The 17,858-nt window shown below is 53.5% G+C and carries 19 protein-coding genes; 10 read left to right on the top strand and 9 right to left on the bottom strand.

The features are described 5' to 3' along the window. Positions 1–61 precede the first annotated feature (61 nt). Both ACNO7C_RS05020 and ACNO7C_RS05015 read left to right on the top strand, forming a co-directional pair. Complete coding sequence (locus ACNO7C_RS05020) at positions 62–859, top strand: TatD family hydrolase (protein ID WP_460025855.1); 798 nt, start codon at positions 62–64, stop codon at positions 857–859. After that, a complete protein-coding gene (locus ACNO7C_RS05015) occupies positions 860–2,323 on the top strand; it encodes an acetyl-CoA carboxylase biotin carboxylase subunit (RefSeq protein WP_460025854.1) in 1,464 nt (487 codons plus the stop codon). Here ACNO7C_RS05015 and speE read toward each other — a convergent pair. From speE to ACNO7C_RS05000, 3 genes are all read right to left on the bottom strand, one after another. Next, the gene (gene speE, locus ACNO7C_RS05010; RefSeq protein ID WP_460025853.1) at positions 2,320–3,243 is read right to left on the bottom strand and encodes a polyamine aminopropyltransferase; all 924 of its coding nucleotides are present in this window, start codon (positions 3,241–3,243) and stop codon (positions 2,320–2,322) included. The genes ACNO7C_RS05015 and speE overlap by 4 nt on opposite strands. Positions 3,244–3,404: 161 nt before the next feature. Then, positions 3,405–3,632: a winged helix-turn-helix domain-containing protein gene (locus ACNO7C_RS05005; RefSeq protein ID WP_460025852.1), complete on the bottom strand. Its 228-nt coding sequence runs from the start codon at positions 3,630–3,632 to the stop codon at positions 3,405–3,407. An 18-nt stretch (positions 3,633–3,650) separates the two neighbouring features. Beyond that, the gene (locus ACNO7C_RS05000; RefSeq protein WP_460025851.1) at positions 3,651–4,586 is read right to left on the bottom strand and encodes a metal ABC transporter substrate-binding protein; all 936 of its coding nucleotides are present in this window, start codon (positions 4,584–4,586) and stop codon (positions 3,651–3,653) included. A gap of 65 nt (positions 4,587–4,651) precedes the next feature. On the opposite strand from ACNO7C_RS05000, the gene ACNO7C_RS04995 reads away from it, so the two are divergent. From ACNO7C_RS04995 to ACNO7C_RS04985, 3 genes are read left to right on the top strand one after another with little or no spacing between them, the layout of a single operon-like run. After that, positions 4,652–5,404, top strand: coding sequence for a metal ABC transporter ATP-binding protein (locus tag ACNO7C_RS04995; protein ID WP_460025850.1), 753 nt, complete (start codon positions 4,652–4,654; stop codon positions 5,402–5,404). Between the two features lie 9 nt (positions 5,405–5,413). Next, complete coding sequence (locus ACNO7C_RS04990; RefSeq protein ID WP_460025849.1) at positions 5,414–6,214, top strand: metal ABC transporter permease; 801 nt, start codon at positions 5,414–5,416, stop codon at positions 6,212–6,214. Continuing rightward, positions 6,211–6,603, top strand: coding sequence for a CopG family ribbon-helix-helix protein (locus ACNO7C_RS04985; protein WP_460025848.1), 393 nt, complete (start codon positions 6,211–6,213; stop codon positions 6,601–6,603). The genes ACNO7C_RS04990 and ACNO7C_RS04985 overlap by 4 nt, the downstream gene beginning before the upstream one ends. 53 nt (positions 6,604–6,656) lie before the next feature. Here ACNO7C_RS04985 and ACNO7C_RS04980 read toward each other — a convergent pair whose 3' ends face one another. Genes ACNO7C_RS04980 through ACNO7C_RS04970 form a run of 3 tightly spaced genes read right to left on the bottom strand, consistent with a single transcriptional unit; the run spans position 6,657 to position 8,547 of the window. After that, on the bottom strand, positions 6,657–7,247 hold the full coding sequence (locus ACNO7C_RS04980) for a tRNA(Phe) 7-((3-amino-3-carboxypropyl)-4-demethylwyosine(37)-N(4))-methyltransferase (RefSeq protein ID WP_460025847.1): 591 nt from the start codon (positions 7,245–7,247) through the stop codon (positions 6,657–6,659). After that, positions 7,244–7,966, bottom strand: a complete 723-nt coding sequence (locus ACNO7C_RS04975) for a purine-nucleoside phosphorylase (RefSeq protein WP_460025846.1) — start codon at positions 7,964–7,966, stop codon at positions 7,244–7,246. The genes ACNO7C_RS04980 and ACNO7C_RS04975 overlap by 4 nt, the downstream gene beginning before the upstream one ends. A gap of 8 nt (positions 7,967–7,974) precedes the next feature. Next, complete coding sequence (locus ACNO7C_RS04970) at positions 7,975–8,547, bottom strand: hypothetical protein (RefSeq protein ID WP_460025906.1); 573 nt, start codon at positions 8,545–8,547, stop codon at positions 7,975–7,977. A 34-nt stretch (positions 8,548–8,581) separates the two neighbouring features. On the opposite strand from ACNO7C_RS04970, the gene ACNO7C_RS04965 reads away from it, so the two are divergent. Both ACNO7C_RS04965 and ACNO7C_RS04960 read left to right on the top strand, forming a co-directional pair. Continuing rightward, the gene (locus ACNO7C_RS04965; RefSeq protein WP_460025845.1) at positions 8,582–8,851 is read left to right on the top strand and encodes a hypothetical protein; all 270 of its coding nucleotides are present in this window, start codon (positions 8,582–8,584) and stop codon (positions 8,849–8,851) included. A gap of 27 nt (positions 8,852–8,878) precedes the next feature. Then, positions 8,879–10,429 (top strand): hypothetical protein, encoded by a 1,551-nt coding sequence (locus ACNO7C_RS04960; protein WP_460025844.1) that lies wholly within the window; start codon positions 8,879–8,881, stop codon positions 10,427–10,429. Here the strand turns inward: ACNO7C_RS04960 and ACNO7C_RS04955 are convergent. Continuing rightward, entirely contained in the window at positions 10,408–10,647 is a 240-nt protein-coding gene (locus ACNO7C_RS04955) for a ferredoxin (RefSeq protein ID WP_460025843.1), read from the bottom strand. The genes ACNO7C_RS04960 and ACNO7C_RS04955 overlap by 22 nt on opposite strands. Before the next feature lie 66 nt (positions 10,648–10,713). On the opposite strand from ACNO7C_RS04955, the gene tatC reads away from it, so the two are divergent. The 3 genes from tatC to ACNO7C_RS04940 all read left to right on the top strand — a co-directional run bounded on the left by tatC (position 10,714) and on the right by ACNO7C_RS04940 (position 15,531). Then, positions 10,714–11,529: a twin-arginine translocase subunit TatC gene (gene tatC, locus ACNO7C_RS04950; protein ID WP_460025842.1), complete on the top strand. Its 816-nt coding sequence runs from the start codon at positions 10,714–10,716 to the stop codon at positions 11,527–11,529. A gap of 140 nt (positions 11,530–11,669) precedes the next feature. Next, positions 11,670–14,852: an isoleucine--tRNA ligase gene (gene ileS / locus ACNO7C_RS04945; RefSeq protein ID WP_460025841.1), complete on the top strand. Its 3,183-nt coding sequence runs from the start codon at positions 11,670–11,672 to the stop codon at positions 14,850–14,852. 133 nt (positions 14,853–14,985) lie between these two features. Continuing rightward, complete coding sequence (locus ACNO7C_RS04940; RefSeq protein ID WP_460025840.1) at positions 14,986–15,531, top strand: hypothetical protein; 546 nt, start codon at positions 14,986–14,988, stop codon at positions 15,529–15,531. Here the strand turns inward: ACNO7C_RS04940 and ACNO7C_RS04935 are convergent. Next, the gene (locus ACNO7C_RS04935; protein ID WP_460025839.1) at positions 15,437–16,813 is read right to left on the bottom strand and encodes an FAD-dependent oxidoreductase; all 1,377 of its coding nucleotides are present in this window, start codon (positions 16,811–16,813) and stop codon (positions 15,437–15,439) included. The genes ACNO7C_RS04940 and ACNO7C_RS04935 overlap by 95 nt on opposite strands. A 248-nt stretch (positions 16,814–17,061) precedes the next feature. Continuing rightward, entirely contained in the window at positions 17,062–17,844 is a 783-nt protein-coding gene (locus tag ACNO7C_RS04930; protein ID WP_460025838.1) for a 5'/3'-nucleotidase SurE, read from the bottom strand. Positions 17,845–17,858: the final 14 nt, after the last annotated feature.

Raw genomic sequence — 17,858 nt, 5'->3', positions numbered from 1 at the left:
TAAAAACCCGAAGACTCACAGCTCGCAAACGAATATAAGGCTTTCCTGCGAACTTCGACAAGTGTTCGACGCTCACTGCCACCTGACATACCCTGGTCTTAGAGAGCTGTTACCAAAGGTGCTGGAGGAAGCGAAAGGACAGATGAGGGGCATAGTGACCTCCGCGTTCCCCTTCGATAAGGAGAAAAAGAGGGATTTCGAGGACGCGCTCGAGGCGCTGAGCTTGAGCCAGCGGTACCAAGGGCTGGTGTTCGTAACCATGGGGCTTCACCCAGTACAAGTACTTGAAATGAGCGATGATGAGATCGAGCTCTACAAGGAACTTGTGAAGCGCAATACTGGGGCGATAGTAGGGATTGGGGAAATAGGCCTCGACAGGTTCTGGGTTAAAGATGAGGAAGAGTACTCTCGATCGAGGAAAGTTTTCCTGGAAATGCTTGAGCTGGCTGAGAAGATTAGAAAACCGGTTGTAATTCATAGCCGGAAAGCCGAAGAGGAGGTCGTCGAGATGCTTTCTAGCTTCAAGCTTGAAGAAAAGGTGTTGATGCACTCCTTTACCGGAAACATGACTGCGGCAAAAAAGGCTCTGGACACGGGTTTCTACTTCTCCGTCAATTACAAAATTAGGGACACCAAGAATATGCGCAAGATAGCTAAGAGCTTTCCTCTCGAGCGCATCCTGACGGAGACAGATGCTCCTTTCCTGTCCCCGAGCGGGGGCGTGAACACTCCCCTGAACGTTAGAGCAGTCATCGAGGAGGTGGCCGAGCTGAGAGGGATGAGCTTTGAGGAGGTCGATGAGGTGACTACCCAGAACGCATTTATGTTCTTTGGCGTTAGTACTACTGGTCGGCGCTAAATGGGGGGTGTTTTCAGCAAGATACTGGTGGCTAACAGGGGGGAAATTGCCGTCAGAATAATTCGAACAGCGAAAGACATGGGGATCAAAACTGTCGCAGTGTACAGCGACGCGGATAGAGATGCGCTTCATACAAGGCTCGCCGATGAAAGAGTCCGCTTAGGTCCCCCCGAGCCTAAGCTCAGCTACCTGAACTCCAAAGCCATACTGCAAGCTGCTCTGAGCCTCGGAGCTGAGGCTATCCACCCCGGCTACGGTTTTCTCTCGCAAAACGCTCAATTCGCTCAGGAGGTTGTGGAGAGCGGCCTCACATGGATAGGTCCTCCTCCAAGCGTTTTAAAGCTGGCTGGTGACAAACTATCATCTAGAAGGCTTTTCGCCGGCAGCGGGATCCCGGTGGTTCCCGGGACGCTTGAGCCCGTCAGCCTAGAGGAGGCTCCGGAGGCCGCAGAGGAGCTAGGGTATCCCGTAGTCGTGAAGCCAGCGGGAGGTGGAGGGGGTATCGGGATGTTCGTCGCAAGTTCTCCTAGCGATCTGAGGGATAAAGTTGAGAAAGCCTCTAGGTTGGCTTCAGCCTCGTTCAGTAGAAGCGAGGTTTACCTCGAGAAGTACTTCCCCAGAGCTAAGCACATCGAGGTTCAGATCCTAGGTGACGAACACGGAAAAATAGTACACCTTTTTGAAAGGGAGTGTAGCGTTCAAAGGAGGTTCCAGAAGGTAATTGAGGAGGCCCCATCCCCTTCCATCACCTCCGAGGAGAGAAAGGAGGTGTTAAAGCTGGCCGTTAAAGCTGCCGAAAGTTGCCATTATGTGAACGCTGGGACGTTCGAGTTTCTCTTCGACCTAGACGAAAGGAAGTTCTACCTCCTCGAAGTTAACACCAGAATACAGGTAGAGCACCCCGTCACGGAGATGATCACCGGCGTCGACATCGTTGAGCAACAGATACTCATAGCCGCAGGCGAGCAGCTTTCATCAGCTTTATCATCGCTCAACTACAGCGGCCACGCTATAGAGGCGCGCATCTACGCAGAGGATCCATGGAGCAACTTTATGCCCTCCCCGGGGAGAATATCCCGTCTGGAACTACCCGCAGGACCCTGGGTCAGAGTCGACAGCGGCGTCTACGAGGGCTACACCGTTCCGGAGTTTTACGACCCTCTTCTGATGAAAATCGTCTCCTGGGGGCAGAATCGCGAGGCTGCGCGGAGCAGGCTGGTGAGGGCGCTGAAGGAGCTCGTGATCGAAGGCGTTAAACACAACCGCTCGTTCCTAGTAAACGTCCTCCAGCACCCACGCTTTGTGGATGGAACGTACACTACTCGCCTACTAGAGGAGGAGAGCCTTTACCGGGTCCGGGATGTGGAAGGTGCGGCATCACCCGCTGAGAGAAGAGAGAGAGGCGCACAGGATAGAGCGCAGAAAGTCAGCTACTGGCGTTTGCTCGCCAGGGCTCGCTTCTAACCGAGGCTTATTTCGAGGGGTCTGTCAATCGTCGATATCCACGTGTACTCTTTCATCCGCTCTTCCATGTAGCGGGGGATTTTGAATAAGTGGTAGTAGTTATCCATGTCCAAGAAGCGGAGATCGAGCCTGCTGAGCCTCTCCTGAAGCTCACTCCTTGGGATACTGAGCGGGTCGCGCCCCATTGATCCGAGGGCAAAGCCCCACTCGCTGTAGAATGCTGGGACGAATACCTTGTAGAGGCGGGAGACGGGAAAGACGGCGCCAACGGTGTTGCCTATAACTGCGAATGCTTCGAGGTAGTACCTCGTAGAGGTAGCCTGCGTGACCATAACGCCCTGCGCGTTCAGTATTTTCTTTACGCCTTCATAGAACTCCTTCGTGTAAAGTAGGACACCGGGGGTGTTTTTAAGAGGATCCGTGAGGTCAAGTATTACAACGTCGAACTTCTCGCTAGTGTTCTCGATGAACTCTTTTCCGTCTGCTATCACTAGCTCCACTCTAGGGTCGTCGAAAGAGCCCTGATGCCATTTGCAAAGGTACTTCTTCGCTAGCTCGACGAGCCCTCCGTCAATGTCAACCATCACCACGCGTTCCACTGTCTTGTGCTTCAGAACCTCCCTGATAGTCGCGCCTTCACCCCCTCCCACGACGAGTACTTTCCTCGGATTGGGATGCGTGAGCATTGCTGGGTGAACTAGGCTCTCGTGATAGATGAACTCGTCGTACTCTGTGCTCTGCGCATATCCGTCTAGGAAAAGAGCCACCCCGAAGGACCCCGTTTTCGCGATGGTTACTCTCTGGTACTTCGTCCGACCGTCGTATAGTAACTCCTCTATGCCGTGGATGTGCGCCTCGAGCGGGCTAAGCCACTCGGTGTACCAGAGTACCCCGATGTTCTTTGACTGGTTGCTTTGCATAAGCTAGCGTAGCATCCCTCCTATTTAACCATTTAATCGCTACGCAGGTTAACGGGGTCAGGTGTCCTAGCCTACATCACGCATCAGCAGTTCCAGCGGTCTTCATCCCAGAGCTCTAAAAGGCACAAAGATAAAAAAAGTTCTTTCTCAACTTAGGACGCTTAGGCTTTTATTGCCTCCCTGCCTTTGTCGGTTATTCTGTACTTACCTTCCCCGGCTTTCTCAACCAAGCCCTGATTAACTAGACCTCGGATCTTCCCAGTGACTTTTCTAACGTCTAGACCCGCTTTCTCGGCTATTTCTTTGCAGGATGCCGGCTGCGTAAATGTTGCTAGAGCTTTCAGGATGCTTACAGCCGTGTCATCAAGCTTCTTTGGACTGGAGGACATTTTCACCGCCAAGAAGTTCTAGCCAGATGGGGGTAATTTAGTTAACTCCTGGGATACCTTGAAAATTTTGTTGAGAGTGCTGTCGGGAGCAATGGGATCTGGAATTGCTATGTATGGCACGCTGTGACGGGCAGCGAGCTCTAGAGCTTTCTGAGCAACCTGCGTGGAGGTTGACCCCACTACTACTATAAGCTTGCACTCGCCACTGCTGAGGCTACTCTCTGTTCTTGCCAGGTCTTCGGGAGTGGCAGGCAGGTCCTCTTCCTTTACAAGAAGGTACTTGACCCTGATGCCAGCCCACTCAACAGCGTACTGCGCTGGCGGAGAAGTAGCTACGGCGCAAAAGTTCAGCTTTCTAGTAGCGTTCTCGATTGTGCTCACCTTCTCTATGAGGTTTTTGAGGTTCGACCTGTATGTTTCAGCACACTCCGGTCTAAGCGTCTCAAGCTTCTTTTCCACGTAGACCATGTAGATCTTGTAGTTCTCGGGGTCGTATATCGGCCAATGGTAGTTCGGCTGTCCCGTCGCAGGGTTCAACTTGATGCTTACGCCGGGAATGCTCGGGATTTCGATTAGAACAGCTTTTATCTCGCCTCTGCTGACGAGATCCCTTATCTGCGTCTCGAAAGGAGTATGAGCAGTTGAGACGATGATGTCAGCGTCCCGCAGCTTAGCAACGTCACTTGGGGTCAACTGGTACTCGTGGGGATCCACGCCCGAGGGGGTTACCGAGAAGACGGAGTCGCCGCTACAGACTAGCTGGTCGAGGTCAGGCTTAAGAGAGTAAAACGTAACAGCAACAACTATCCCCGTTTTACTTTGAGGAGGCTGTTTGGGAGCAAGAAGATAAACTGCAAAGATGGCTACCACGGTAAGCGCAAGTATTGCGGAAACGGCGAGTAACGTTTTATTTCGTGCACTATCACTCTTCGACTTTACCTGGTTTGTGCACATTAGGGTAATCACCCCGGCATAAACTACTTATATGTGCACGATTATTTAAGCTTGGTGGTTTTAACGTGCACAAGGAAGTAGAGCTACGTGTAGTAGACCTTACGTTTGCCTACAATTCGGAGTACATCTTAACAAAGGAGAACTTTTCAGTGAGCGGTGCTGGCTTAATAACCGTGCTAGGGCCAAATGGCGCGGGCAAGACTACCTTCTTCAAGGTTCTCATGGGTCTTCTCAAGCCGGTGGAGGGCAAGATTCTCGTTAACGGATCAGAGGTCACGGGAAACCCGCTAGCTGCTGGGCGTTTCATGAGTTATGTTCCTCAAATCTCGAATATCGAGTATGGTTACCCGATAACCGGCAGAGAGCTGATCGAGGCTACGCTGAGGTCAGAGAGAAGGTGCAAGGATCGCGAATGTAGAAGCAGAGCTGGAGAGTACTTAAAGGCAGTGAAAGCTGAGGAGTTCGCGGATAAAAGGCTCAGCGATCTCAGCGGGGGGCAGTTGCAGCGGATTCTCATAGCCAGGGCTTTGGCCAGAGACACTCCGATCCTTCTTCTAGATGAACCGTTCTCAGGGGTGGATCCAAGGGCTAGGGAAGATATTTTATCCTTTATTCAAAGGATCTCCAGAGAAAAGATGGTGCTCTTAACGACCCACGACCCAGTTCTCACGATCAACCTTAGCAGGTACATCATAGTGTTCAACCGCGGCATAAAGGCTGTAGGCTCGCCTCGAGACATCTTCAAGCTTGATATGCTCCGAAAGGCTTACGGAGACGGTGTGCTGCTTATCGAGAAGTGCTTGCACGTGATAGCGTAGGTGATTTATATGTACTTGGACCCGCGCTGGATTATCCTCATCGCCTCAACGTCGATTGCTTTCAGCTCACTTAGCCCGATCGTAACGGTGAGAAAGCTGAACTTCTTTGCTTCAGCCCTTCCGCACGCTTCTCTCCTCTCAATAGCCTTAGGGTACATGCTTTCAGCGATCACGGGGGTTGACCCGACAACCCTCGCTATAGTGATCAGCGTGCCGCTATCGTTTCTGCAGATGTACCTGGTTCAGAGAGGTGTAGACGAGAACATAGCCACATCGGTTTTCGTGGCCTTCACAACCTCGGCGAGCGTCGCCGCGATGTACTACATTTTGACCAAGTTCCCCGCTCAAGTCAGCCTTTGGTCGTACATTCTGGGCGACCCCCTGCTCTCGACTTGGAGTGATGTGGCTTACGCGCTCGCGGTCTCGGCCGCTGTAGCGGCTCTCAGCCTTGTACTCTACAGGAAGGAGGTCCTGATAGGGGTTGACAGGGACTACGCGATGCTTATAGGCTTGAATGTTAGGCTACACGACTACGCGGTTGTGGCGCTGCTCACCGTCGCGAGCGTGGGGCTTCTGAGAGTGGTAGGCTTCGTGCTGGAGCACGTGGTCCTGCTACTACCATCAGCCATCGCGGTCTCGATCGCCCGAAACTCGGGGGACGTGCTGTGGATTAGCATAGCGGTCTCCGTGCTTTCCGGGGTTATCGGACTTATGGTCGCTTTAGCGCTCGACATAGCCCCATCCGCCGCGTTTGGTCTTACGCTCTTCGCAGTCTACCTCGTCGCGCTCGCACGAGGTGGGAAGGGGTGAAGCGCTGCAAGGTTAGGTTCGGGGTTAGCCTTGAAAGTGATCTGGCGAGCGACGTCGAAAGGCTCGCTAACGTCATGGGGACAAACAGGTCTCATATCGTAAACATGGCTGTTAGAAGTTTCCTCGACGAGAAGTTTCACTTCACGGCCCCTCACGAGTGCGAGGGGGTGCTTATTATCAGCTACGAACCTCGACGCGGCAGTCTCATAGATTCTGAGATTGAGCGCAGGAAAGAAGCTATTCGGAGCAGGTTGCACCTCCACACGACCGAGGGTCTGTGCACCGATGTGCTTTACGTTAAAGCTTACAGCGACGAGATAGTCGGGCTCGAGAGCAGCATGAATAGATGCGGTTGCAAGGTATGCAGGTTCATCCCACTGCACTCGTAACTTTAAGCTAAAAACTTGGAAACAGAAGCCTTCTAGGCGCTACCGCACTGGGTTTAAAAAGTCTTCTTAAATGCTTCTGCGAGCTTCCCCAGCCTGCTCTTCCCGCGTAGTAGCAACTCGTTCGCGGCATCGACAAGCAAAGGGTATCTTTCTGGACTTACTATGTCCAGGCCTTTAAGCCTCAGCGGTGCTTCCAGCTTCTCCATGGACATTATCTCCACGACTATTCTTTTACCCAAGCCCTGTATGCCACTGTGCTTAAAACCGGAGTTTCTGGCAGCAATGAGCAGTCGTCTAGCCGAGGGTATATCTCGGGCCACAATGTGCATTATGGGCGGGTGGATTGAGAACCATACATTCTCCTCGCTTGTAGCGTTCAAAACAAGCAGTAGCTCCTCAGGGGCGATGGGCCTGTGCCACTTAGCCAGCACCCTCAATCTACCCTTCTCGCCAGGATGCTGCCCCGCTATTACCTGTATCCGGCCGCTACAGCTACTCGTAGTGTAGTAGCTCTCCGTGGAGTTCACGATGTCCAAGAGCCACAGGATGTCGGCGTCAACGCGTCCTTCCTTTTTGTGTAGTTCCAGCTGCTCAAGAGCCTTCCGGCGTAGGGTGAGCCATCGCTCATCAGGCGAGCGAGTCACGCCACGAGCGCCTCCAGAGCCACCTGGGTCATTTTGAGCTCGAGCTCGTCTCTGCCTCCGGAAAGCTCCTCACCAGTAACCATGTTGTCCACTACTAAAGCAAGTGCCCCAGACTTGAAGCCTCTGAGCCTGCCGAGAGCGAAGAGCGTCGCGGACTCCATTTCCAGGACGTCTACGCCCATAGCGCCCCACTCTTGCGCTCTCTTCTCTACGGTGTGGAAGGCGTCGTGGGAGAGGGCTATTCCGCGTGCATGCCTCACTCCGAGCTTTTCAGCGGCTTTTTCTAGCGCTAAGACGAGTTCCGGTGACGCGCAAGCAGGGTAGGAGACTCCAGGAAAGTAGGATCCCAGCGTGCCGCCGTAGGTATAAGCTGAAGCCTCGATAACGACGATTGTTCCAACCCCGAGCTCTTTTTTAAGAGAGCCGCAGGTGCCAGCTCTCACGATTTCTCTGGCACCGAGCATGTAGAGCTCCTCGAAGACTATAGCCGCGGAAGGCGCACCGATACCATGAGCAGCAAGCGTGATCTGGACCCCTTTGTACTCACCCGTGATCGTGAGGAATCCTCTGTTTTCGTTGACGACGCGAGGGTTCTCCAGCAGCTGTGCCGCTTTCTCGACGCGCTTAGGGTCGCCAGCGACGACGACCTTCCGGGCAATCTCGCCCGGCTTTGCTAGGATGTGGTAGGGTTTTTTGGACAAGGGGTGGTAGTAGCCCATCGAAAGTACTAGAGAAAAACCAGCCTAAAACGTTTGCCCTCGTAGAGGATTGCGCTGTTCGAGGGCCTTCTCCAGTAAGGTACACGCCCCCTCCACTCTCTGCGCCACGAACCGGGGTTTCCCAGTCTCCGTGCGGGGTCTAGTCCCGGTATGTGAGTGTGTCCCATGAAAAACCATGCGCTACTGCTGCAGATTCTCCGCTTTGTCAGCTCCTCTAGGAGCAGGCTCTTCCCAGCAAGGGCCGAGATGGCGTTGATAGCGTACGCTACAGCACCGTTGGGGACAAGCATATCTCCGTGAGTCAGGCAAAGGTTCAGGTCACCTAGGCTCGCTTTGATTACTTTGTCTACGTAGACTTTGACCCCGTTGAGCTCAAACTCGCTTTTACCCACGATTGGGTCGTGTGATGAGGAGCTCGGTGTGTAGAGAATGTGCCTGCCTCTGTACTCCTTAAAGCCGAGTTGAAGCATTTCCCGCTTCAGCGTCATGGAATCCATACGCTCGTGCAGGTCGTCAAACAGGTCTCCGAGGATGATCAAGCAATCGATGCTTTCCTTGCTAGCAACTTTTAAAAGCTTCATCAAAGGGTCGCAGACACCGCCTGTTCTGCAGTGGATGTCCGAGAAGAGTAAGGCTTTCTCACAGTTTATAGTCAAGTTGTGCCCGGTCACGGCTAACTACCGCGACGATTCAACGCTACCTGGAGATATCCTTTTCTACGCCTGCCTTTGTTGCCGCTCAGTGAAAAATCGTGGCGTCAGCTCTTCGAAAACTGTAAAAACCGTGATGAGACAGGAAGCACTGGGGTTAATGCTGCAGATAACAGCAAAAAAGCTTGGTTCTCATCCTGGACGAAAAGAGCATGAGGAATATAAGGCGGCATAGTGGGGCGTAAAGCGGGATACCTTAGCTATGAGGGAGGAGTTCAAGCGTAGTTTAACCCTGCTACTCGTTATGGCACTCACTCTTTCGGCTTTCTCAAGGGCTACACCTGTTGAGGCGCAAGGCACACCTCAGGTGAAGGTGTACATCGACGTTGAAGACAACGGGAACGCTACGGTAACTATAGTTTTCAGAGCCGCAGGTAGGGCTTCTTTCTCATTCACTCTTCCCAAGTTCGAAAACTACAGCGTGTGTTCTAGCTACGGGAACTACCGCATAGAGGATAAACCCTCGTCCGCCTACTTCTACTACAACTCGACTCTAGAACTAGTGCCGGGGGACAACGGTACTTCCACGCTATCGGTTTGCTACAAGTTCCCCTACGCAAGTCTTCTCTCGGACAACCAAGGGTGGTTCATGAGCCCCATGCTTGTCGCAAGCCCTCCCTTAGAGATCGAAGTGAGCGTTCGGATACCTAACTTAGCGTCGGTGACTCTCGAGTCTCCTCGGATGATCAGGCTCGAGGGAGCCGGCTACAGAGTCTACCGTCTATCACCGGGCGCGCAGCAGCTCATCCCTGGGAGAGTGGTTATCGAGTACCGGACTGCCGGGCGGGTGCAAACTGCTAACTTCTCGCTGACAGGAGAAACGGTGTTGACCGTGGTATCACCTGTCTACTACCGTAGCTTATCCGAGAAGATTCTCGATGTCGCATCGAAGGCCTATGGGAAGCTCAGAAACCTCACGGGAGTGACTGCTGATCAGGTGACTTTCGAGCTGTACCTTCCCATGGAGAGCATGGGAGGTATCAGCGCCCTAGGGTTTGTCATGGGCGAGGACATTAACGCAGGGGGTAGGGGACCGATAATGCTTAACTTGGCCTTGATCAGGTACGCTCCAGGATACCTGGAGACGACGGTCATACACGAGATGGTCCACGTCTTCCTGGGGAAGGCTGGCGTAGAGGCAAACGCCCAGACTAGGTGGTTCCACGAGGGGCTCGCACAGTACCTTTCGATAGTGGTCGCACAGGAGATAGGAGTTAATGTGTCCGACTACGCCGAGGAGTTGCTCAACGCTTCATCCGCTCTCTACGAGTATACGTCCGGCAACTTCTCCTTCATTCAGGTATGGCCAGCAGACCCGAACCTCGTAGGAGACGCTTACCTAGCAAGCTTTTATATAGTGTACAATGTCTCCTCCTCCTTCGGAGGCAAGAGCTACATCGCCCGGCTCTTCGCAGCTATAAGGTCCCATGGATCTGTGAAGACGACGAACGACATCGTGTCCGTGATGAGCGCGGCAGCGGGGAGCAACCTAGCACCCCTCTTCAGGAGGTTCGGGTTCACAGGCGTCCAGGACTGGGTTCAGCAAAATGACAGCGCTGCGAAAGCATCCGGTAACGTAAGGCAGAGCAACTTCTCGCTGATCGTGCTCCTCATCAGTCTGCTCATCGCCTTGATAACTTACATCGTTAACAATCGTGTCCAAAGGGAGATCGAAGTTGCCAAGGGTAGAAGCGTTTTCGAGGAGAAAGAGTATGCTTACTCTTTCAAAACCTACTCGATTTTCGTAACGTGAATTATCGAGACAGGGCACGCCTCGGCTGCGCTTTTCACGCACTCTTCTAGCTCAGCGGGGACCTCTCCCTCGCCTGGGTTGCCGCCGACCCTGTACTTAGCTACGATCTGGCTCTTTCCATCCTCCTCGTTCATCTCGAAAACCTCGGGGCAAAGACTCACGCAAGCCATGTCGCTGATGCACTGATCCCTGTCGATAGTGACCTTAAACTTGGGCATGCTTTTGCACCGCAATTCTTTTCGGCGAGCTTAATATAAATCTATCCTTACTCTTTTAGGGCGGCGATGTCCGAGCTACCGGAAAAACCCCTCATGGAGCATGTTTACGACCTACTCGAGACCATCAGGAAAATCCTGCTCACCATAGTAGCCTTTATGCTGGCCCTACTCCTTCTACCGACGCCGCACCTCTTACCGGAGCGGTACGTACCCCTAACATTCTACCTGATGGACCAGATTAGGGGAATAGTCCTATCGTATGAGAGCAACCTCGTGTTTCAACCTCTCGCCAAGACTCTGAGAGTTAACTCGTCTAGTGTTATCTTGATTTCCCATGGGTGGTTTGACTCGCTGACAGCAGCAGTAATAACCTCTGCGCTAGTAGGCATCGTCGTTCTAAGCCCGGTTGTAGCCTACTTTATCTACAGGTTCATCGAGCCTGGGCTGTACCCTCACGAGAAGAGGGTGGTCAAGCGCTATCTGGTAGTGATCCTTCTCCTGTTTGTATCAGGGGTGGTTTACGGCCTCTATGTGGTGATGCCCTTAACCTTCCTGATTGCACTGTGGTTGGCTCAGCTTGGGGGGGCCGCGCCTCTATTCTCAATCCAGGACTTCTACCAGAACGTCTTCCTAGGGTCAGTCGCAGTGGGAGTCTTTTTCATGTTTCCCGTCTTCGTGCTCACCCTGAGCAAAATCGGGGTCATCAGCTACGAAACCCTAAGGAACAATTGGCGCTATGTCTTCTTCCTAACAGTGGCGCTACTCGTTGTATTGACGCCAGACCCAACACCCACCAGCACCCTTGCCTTGGGTCTGCCTTTTCTGGGGCTCTACTTCCTCTCGATGTGGCTCATAAAAGAGAAGCGAAAGAAAAGCAAATAAACCAGTTGCGAGCGACACTCCTAAAGGGTGGGTGAGAATGCCCCGCCAAATTCCGTAAAAACGCTTAATTTAGCTTGCTCGAGATTTCGCCTTTTAGCACCCACTAGCCTTAAATTGCGGCCCACCCTTGAGGTGTTCGTATGCCCGTAGTTAGGCAGCTACCCCAGGAGTTTAACCCTAAGAGGTACGAAGTAGATGTTCTAGAGTACTGGGAGAAAGAGAGGATCTACGACCTGATACGAGAAGCGTCAAAGGGTAGAGAGAAGTTCTACTTCCTGGACGGCCCCCCGTACGCTTCCAGCGGTGTACCCCACGTTGGAACGCTTTGGAACAAAGTGCTGAAGGACGCCGTTATAAGGTTCTACAGAGCCCTAGGCTATGCTGTCCACGACCAACCTGGCTACGATTGCCACGGGCTGCCGATAGAGGTTCAGATTGAGAAAAGGCTCGGTTTTAAGACGAAGAAGGACATCGAGGACTTCGGGGTTGACAGGTTCATCGGTGAGTGTAAGAGGTTCGTCCTAGAGAACATTGAGTCGATGAGCAGGTACTTCTGGGACTTTGGCGTCTCGATGAGGTGGGAAAATCCGTACAGGACGATGGACGACGACTACATCGAAGGTGCATGGTGGCTCGTGAAGAAAGCTCACGAAAAGGGCTTGCTGGACTACGGGCTGAAGGTCGTTCACTGGTGCCCCCGCTGCGAGACTACGCTTGCCGACTATGAAGTCACGGAGTACACAGAGCTGGAGGATCCATCGATCTACGTAAAGTTCCCGTTGAAGGGAGACAAGAGACGCTTCATAGTCATTTGGACCACAACGCCGTGGACGCTGCCGGCTAACGTTGCTGTAATGGCTAATCCTGACTTAGAGTACGTGTGGGTTGACATCGGCGGGGGGGAGATCCTCGTGGCGAGGAAGAGGCTCGACAAGGTCATGGAGGATGCCGGCATTAAGGAGTACAGGGTCGTGGAGGCTGTCAAGGGCCGAGAGCTCGAGGGGCTCGAGTACGAGCACCCCCTCTTGGAGGAGGTTGATGCTCAGCGGAGCCTGGTAGATGTCCATAGAATAGTTCTTTCGAGCGAGTTCGTGTCGGCCGAGGAGGGTACAGGGCTTGTACACTCAGCACCGGGTCATGGGGAGGAGGATTTCATAGTTGCTCAAAGGTACTCTTTACCAGTCGTCGTCCTCGTGGACGAGAAGGGGAGATTGACTGAAGGGGCGGGCAAGTACGCAGGCCTGCCGGTACGCGAGGCTAACAAAGTCATCATAGAAGACCTGGATAAGAAGGGGTTCCTGCTGCACGCTGGGACGCTGAAGCACAGGTACCCCATTTGCTGGCGCTGCAAAACCCCCCTTATACTTCGCGGAACCAAGCAGTGGTTCATACGAGTAACTCACCTCAAGGACAGGATGCTAGAGGAGGCGGAGAAGGTGGAATGGGTTCCGGGGTGGGCTGGGTACGCGAGGTTCAAGAACTGGCTTGCTGGTCTTCGCGACTGGATTATATCGAGGCAGAGGTACTGGGGGACGCCGGCACCGATATGGGTTTGCGAGAAGTGCGGCGAGAGAGTGGTCGTTGGCTCCAAGCGGGAGCTTGAAGAGCTGGCAGGGGGGGTTAAGCTTCCCGACCTGCACAGGCCTTGGATCGACCAAGTTACGCTAAAATGCCCGAAATGCGGGGGGGTCATGAGGCGTGTTCCTGACGTGCTGGACGTGTGGCTTGACTCGGGCGTCGCCTTCTACGCGTCACTGGGGTTTCCGAGAAACGAGGAGATGCTTAAAGCTCTCTGGCCTGTGGACCTCATAATCGAGGGGCACGACCAGATAGCCGGCTGGTTCTTCTCGCTTCTCAGGAGTGGTATAATAGCATTCGACCAGTCGCCTTACCGCAGAGTGCTGATGCACGGGTTTGCCCTGGATGAGCAGGGGCGGGAGATGCACAAGTCGCTCGGCAACTACGTTGAGCCTAAACAGATCCTTGAATACAAGTATGGTAGCAGGGATGTTTTCCGTTGGTTTGTTCTCAGGAACACGACATGGGAAGACCTGAGGTTCTCGTGGAAGGGGCTGGAGGAGGTGTACTCAGACCTAAACATCTTCTGGAACGTCTACTACTTCGCCAGCCTTTACATGAGCATTGACAAGTTCGACCCAGAAGAGCACCCCATAGATAGCCTGTTGGGAAGGCTCCGCGTTGAGGATCTGTGGCTTCTTTCCCGCTTCGAAAGGCTTGTAGACGAGACCAGGAAAGCTTTCGAGAGCCTGAACCTTCACCGAGCGGCTAGGCTCCTCAGAGACTTCGTAGTAGAAGACCTGAGCCACTGGTACATTCGGCTCATTCGCCCTCGTGTTTGGGTCGAAGAGGAGGAGGAGTCTAAGATCACAGCTTACGCGACCCTCAGTTATGTGCTCGAGAGGCTCCTGAGGGTAGCGGCCCCGATCATCCCCTTCACCACAGAGAAAATATACCTTGAATCGTTCAGACAGGAAGGCGAGGCGCCCAGTGTTCATGCGCTTCCATGGCCGGAGGTTCGGCTCGAGTTCATAAACGAAGAGCTGGAGAAAGAGATGGAGGTAGCCCGCGAGATAGTCGAGAGAGCGCTTGCTATAAGGATGCGCAGGGGTGTTAAGATACGGCAACCTCTCCCAGCTCTGTACATACTTACCGACGACGCGCGGGTTTCAAAGGCAGCGAAAACGATGGAGCACGTGATAACCTCTCAAGTGAACGTCAAGAGGGTTGTTGTCGCCGACTCCTCCACCGTTAAAGACTTCAAGGTCTTGAAGATCGAACCCGTCTACCGCACCATAGGCCCCCTGTTCAAGTCGGAGACAAACATTGTGCTAGACCTCCTTGCTAAAAGAGAAGCCGAAATAGCGACTTCGCTGGTGGAAAAAGGCTACGCCGAGATTGAGCACAACGGCAAGACCTACCGGATCACGCGCGAGATGGTTAACGTAAGTGAGGGCTGGAAAGCGGGGTTCGATGGAGAAAGCTTGAGCTGGGGCTATGTCGTGCTAGACCTAACGTTGAGTGAGAGGGAGTTAGCGGAGGGATTTGCGCGCGACGTTCTCAGGAGAATACAGTTCATGAGAAAGCAGCTTGGGCTTGCCGTTAACGAGTACATTGACGTGACCATTTACGCTCCGGAAGAGTACGTGGGGATCTTGAGCGACTTCAAAGAGTACTTGAAAACTGAGTCTAGGTCCCTCTCGCTCAGACTCGCAGAGGAGGATGAGGTAGAGGGTGAGCTAGTGCAGGAGTGGGAGATCGGAGATGTCAGAGTGAAAATAGGAGTTAGAAGAGCGGCAGTGTAGACGACACTAGTACAACGTTTTTATGACCCCATTCTTTTGGTGATAATGAATGCAGCCGGAAACTCGGGTCACCCGAGCTTTTTCAGTAAAGCTGATTATCATAGGCTTTGTCCTTTTAGCCGTAGGTGCGATCTTGGCCGCCAGTATTGGCTATCAGCTTTCACCACGCGAGAAAATACCCATAACGGTCAGCTTGCCTCTAGATCACGAAGAAACTTACCCCCTCCCAACAGGCCTCTCACAGAAGGCTTTATTCAACTTGACGTACACGGGAGATCGCTTCGTAAACCTGACGCTCACCTTCTACGATGAAGGGCACCAGGAAACGGGGAAACTCCTCATACAGGACGCCGCTAGGACCGCATCAGGCACTGTTTACCTCAACAGCAGTCCAGTGCTCGTAAGCGTCAAGTCTGGGTGTAAAGCCTGCACTTCTACAGTCGAGATCACACTGTACTTCGCGCGGTACAACCAGCAAGCTCTCGACGCACAGGTTGCGGTCTCCAGTTTGCTGGCAGTGGCTGGGTCGGTAATTCTCGTGAAGGGAGGGTACGCTTACGTCCTAGCAGAGAGAAAGGAGAGGTTTAGCTCTGCGCAAGCTTCCCGAGAAGAACTCGAGCAGCCACGATTACGGGGTCCCAGACTGGGGCGAAGGGAGGAGCATATGCGAGATCACTGAAGAACACCTCTCTGACCGTTGCCCTCTTCGCGACGAGCACAGAAAGCGCGTTTATCCTCGCCAGAACGCCATCCCCTCCTACTACATGCGCTCCCAGGAGCTGCCCCGTAGAGCCGTCTGCTATGAGCTTAACTGTCATTCGAGTTGAACCGGGATAATAACTGGCTCTCGTGTTAGCTGTTATTGTCGCGGACACAGGTTTAAAGCCCTCTTTTACGGCCCGCTCCTCGGTTAGCCCTGTTCTCCCCACTTCTAGTCCGAAGACCTTTGTGACGGCAGTTCCCACTGCCCCCGGAAAGGTCTCTTTCAACCCGGCCAGCGACGCGCCCGCGACGTAACCCATCTTGTTCGCAACGGGGGCTAGCGGAAACCAGTCAGGCTTCCCTGTTACGAGGTTTACTGTCTCGGCGACGTCCCCGGCGGCGTAAACACCCTCCTTGTTTGTGGACATCGAGGCGTCCACGCTCACGGCGCCTGTGATGCCCTTCTTCACCCCAAGCATCTCTGCCAGCGCTGTTTCGGGGGCAACACCTGTGGCGAAGAAGACGGCGTCGACTCTGTACTCGCCTTTATCGGTAACTATCTTCTCAACTTTCCCGTTGCCGGTCACCTCCTTTACCGTTTCATTAAGGTGGAGCTCTACACCGTTTCTCACAAGCTCATTCTCAACCAGCGCAGCCATGTCGTGGTCGAGGGTAGGCATAACGTGAGGTAGAAGCTCGATCAAGATCACCTTCTTGCCGATTCTCACGAGGTTGTCAGCTAGCTCTAAGCCGATGTATCCAGCACCAACAACCGCGACTCTTTCAGCTTGAGACAATGCACGTTTGGCCTCCTCGGCGCTTTCGAGGGTTCTAAGAGTTAGGACACCCGTCAGCTCGGTCCCGGGAATCCGTGGTACCCGAGGCCGCGCTCCAGTAGCTATTAGAAGCTTATCCCACTCGTAGGTTCTCTCGGTTCCGTCCTTGAAGCGGGCTCTAACGTATCCCTCGCCCGCCTCCACGACTTCCGCTTCGGTGTGAACTTCGATGCCCCTCTCCTCGGTGAAGACTCTCACAGGGTAGTGAACCAGCTCCTCGACGCTCTTGGCGAGTCCCCCGAGAAAGTACGGAATACCGCATGGAGCGTAGCTCACATACTTGCTCCTCTCGAAGACAACAACCCTCCAGTCGGGCCTAAACCTCTTTACCCTTGAGGCGGCGGTCATGCCTGCAGGACCGCCACCCACTACTACTACATTGGCTTTCTCGGTCATCTTCATCCCGCGATAAACCTCCATCATATCTTTAAACTTTTGTGACGGCGGGTTTCGGGAGCGGGTATTTTTAGTGGCGAGTCTACTCCTGTAAGCTTGCATTAAAGAGAAGAGGTACGCTTCAGCTACGCGGCTAAAAGCAGGTGGGCAAAACGACTCGCCCTAAAACCGGGCGTCCATGAATACCTAGAGGTGCTACGATGAAGGAAGAAGTAGCCATGTAAAGGCGACTCGAAGTAGCGGTAGGGAGTCAGCAAGGCTCAGAGAGCTAGAGGCTAGGTGATCCAGCTAAAAGTGGCTTCCCGTTTTCCCAGCTTTTTCACAAGCCAGTCCATCGGGCCTGTCACAGCGAAGGTAAGAGGGGTCAACGTGGCAAAACCCTGTTTGATAAGGCATACGTCGCTGTTCGGTGTAGCGCACCTATAGGCGCTCTCCAACGTCCACCTGCTCATATCGCAGAGCCCTTCCCGACACTTATACACCTCGAATTGAGAAGCGGTCTCAAGTGTCGCGACTTGAACTCCTCTTAGAGTCCACGTTGGGACGTTCAAGTTAAGCAGTGGGGCTTCCCACGGTTCGTCGGCGAGAAGCTCGAGTAAATTGATAGCTAACCTTGCAGCAGTATAGTAGGCCTCGTACCCTAGGCTCTGGTACTCAGACCAGTCCCGGGCAACTAGCGAAACAGCAATCCCCTTGTAACCACGTGTAACCCCCTCTAGCACAGCCCCCACGGTTCCTGAGGATAGGACATCCCACAAGCCGATGTTGGGGCCGCTGTTCACGCCGCTAATCACGAAATTGAATTTCCTGCCAAGAGAGTCAAGGGCTATGCCGACAGCTGTTGCCGGAGTTGAGTCCGCAACCAGGGCATCGTACTTGTCGAAGAGCCTGGTGAGCCTGTACCTAGCTTTAAACGAGATAGACTTACTGGCTCCGCTAGAGTGGTTGCTCGTCGTCGCGATAAACACGTCGTGACCTCTCTCGGCGGCCGCGTTGGCAAGTGCCCTTAGACCAGTGCTGATGCCGTCATCGTTTGCGATCAGTAGGCTGAGCTTCACAAGTGTGTCTCCGA

The organism is Infirmifilum tikiterense, from assembly GCF_054696565.1.
The sequence above is the reverse complement of the archived record's forward strand: the minus strand, read 5'-3'. Positions and strand labels throughout refer to the sequence as shown.

What these genes read in the sequence shown, in the direction of transcription:
- ACNO7C_RS04990 (WP_460025849.1), top strand. Translation starts at nt 5,414, where the DNA reads ATGTACTTGGACCCGCGCTGGATTATCCTCATCGCCTCAACGTCGATT.
- ACNO7C_RS05015 (WP_460025854.1), top strand. Translation starts at nt 860, where the DNA reads ATGGGGGGTGTTTTCAGCAAGATACTGGTGGCTAACAGGGGGGAAATT.
- ACNO7C_RS04965 (WP_460025845.1), top strand. Translation starts at nt 8,582, where the DNA reads ATGTCCGAGAAGAGTAAGGCTTTCTCACAGTTTATAGTCAAGTTGTGC.
- ACNO7C_RS04970 (WP_460025906.1), bottom strand. Translation starts at nt 8,547, where the DNA reads ATGAAGCTTTTAAAAGTTGCTAGCAAGGAAAGCATCGATTGCTTGATC.
- ACNO7C_RS04975 (WP_460025846.1), bottom strand. Translation starts at nt 7,966, where the DNA reads ATGGGCTACTACCACCCCTTGTCCAAAAAACCCTACCACATCCTAGCA.
- ACNO7C_RS05000 (WP_460025851.1), bottom strand. Translation starts at nt 4,586, where the DNA reads ATGTGCACAAACCAGGTAAAGTCGAAGAGTGATAGTGCACGAAATAAA.
- ACNO7C_RS04960 (WP_460025844.1), top strand. Translation starts at nt 8,879, where the DNA reads ATGAGGGAGGAGTTCAAGCGTAGTTTAACCCTGCTACTCGTTATGGCA.
- ACNO7C_RS05005 (WP_460025852.1), bottom strand. Translation starts at nt 3,632, where the DNA reads ATGTCCTCCAGTCCAAAGAAGCTTGATGACACGGCTGTAAGCATCCTG.
- ACNO7C_RS04955 (WP_460025843.1), bottom strand. Translation starts at nt 10,647, where the DNA reads ATGCCCAAGTTTAAGGTCACTATCGACAGGGATCAGTGCATCAGCGAC.
- ACNO7C_RS04935 (WP_460025839.1), bottom strand. Translation starts at nt 16,813, where the DNA reads ATGATGGAGGTTTATCGCGGGATGAAGATGACCGAGAAAGCCAATGTA.
- ileS (WP_460025841.1), top strand. Translation starts at nt 11,670, where the DNA reads ATGCCCGTAGTTAGGCAGCTACCCCAGGAGTTTAACCCTAAGAGGTAC.
- tatC (WP_460025842.1), top strand. Translation starts at nt 10,714, where the DNA reads ATGTCCGAGCTACCGGAAAAACCCCTCATGGAGCATGTTTACGACCTA.
- speE (WP_460025853.1), bottom strand. Translation starts at nt 3,243, where the DNA reads ATGCAAAGCAACCAGTCAAAGAACATCGGGGTACTCTGGTACACCGAG.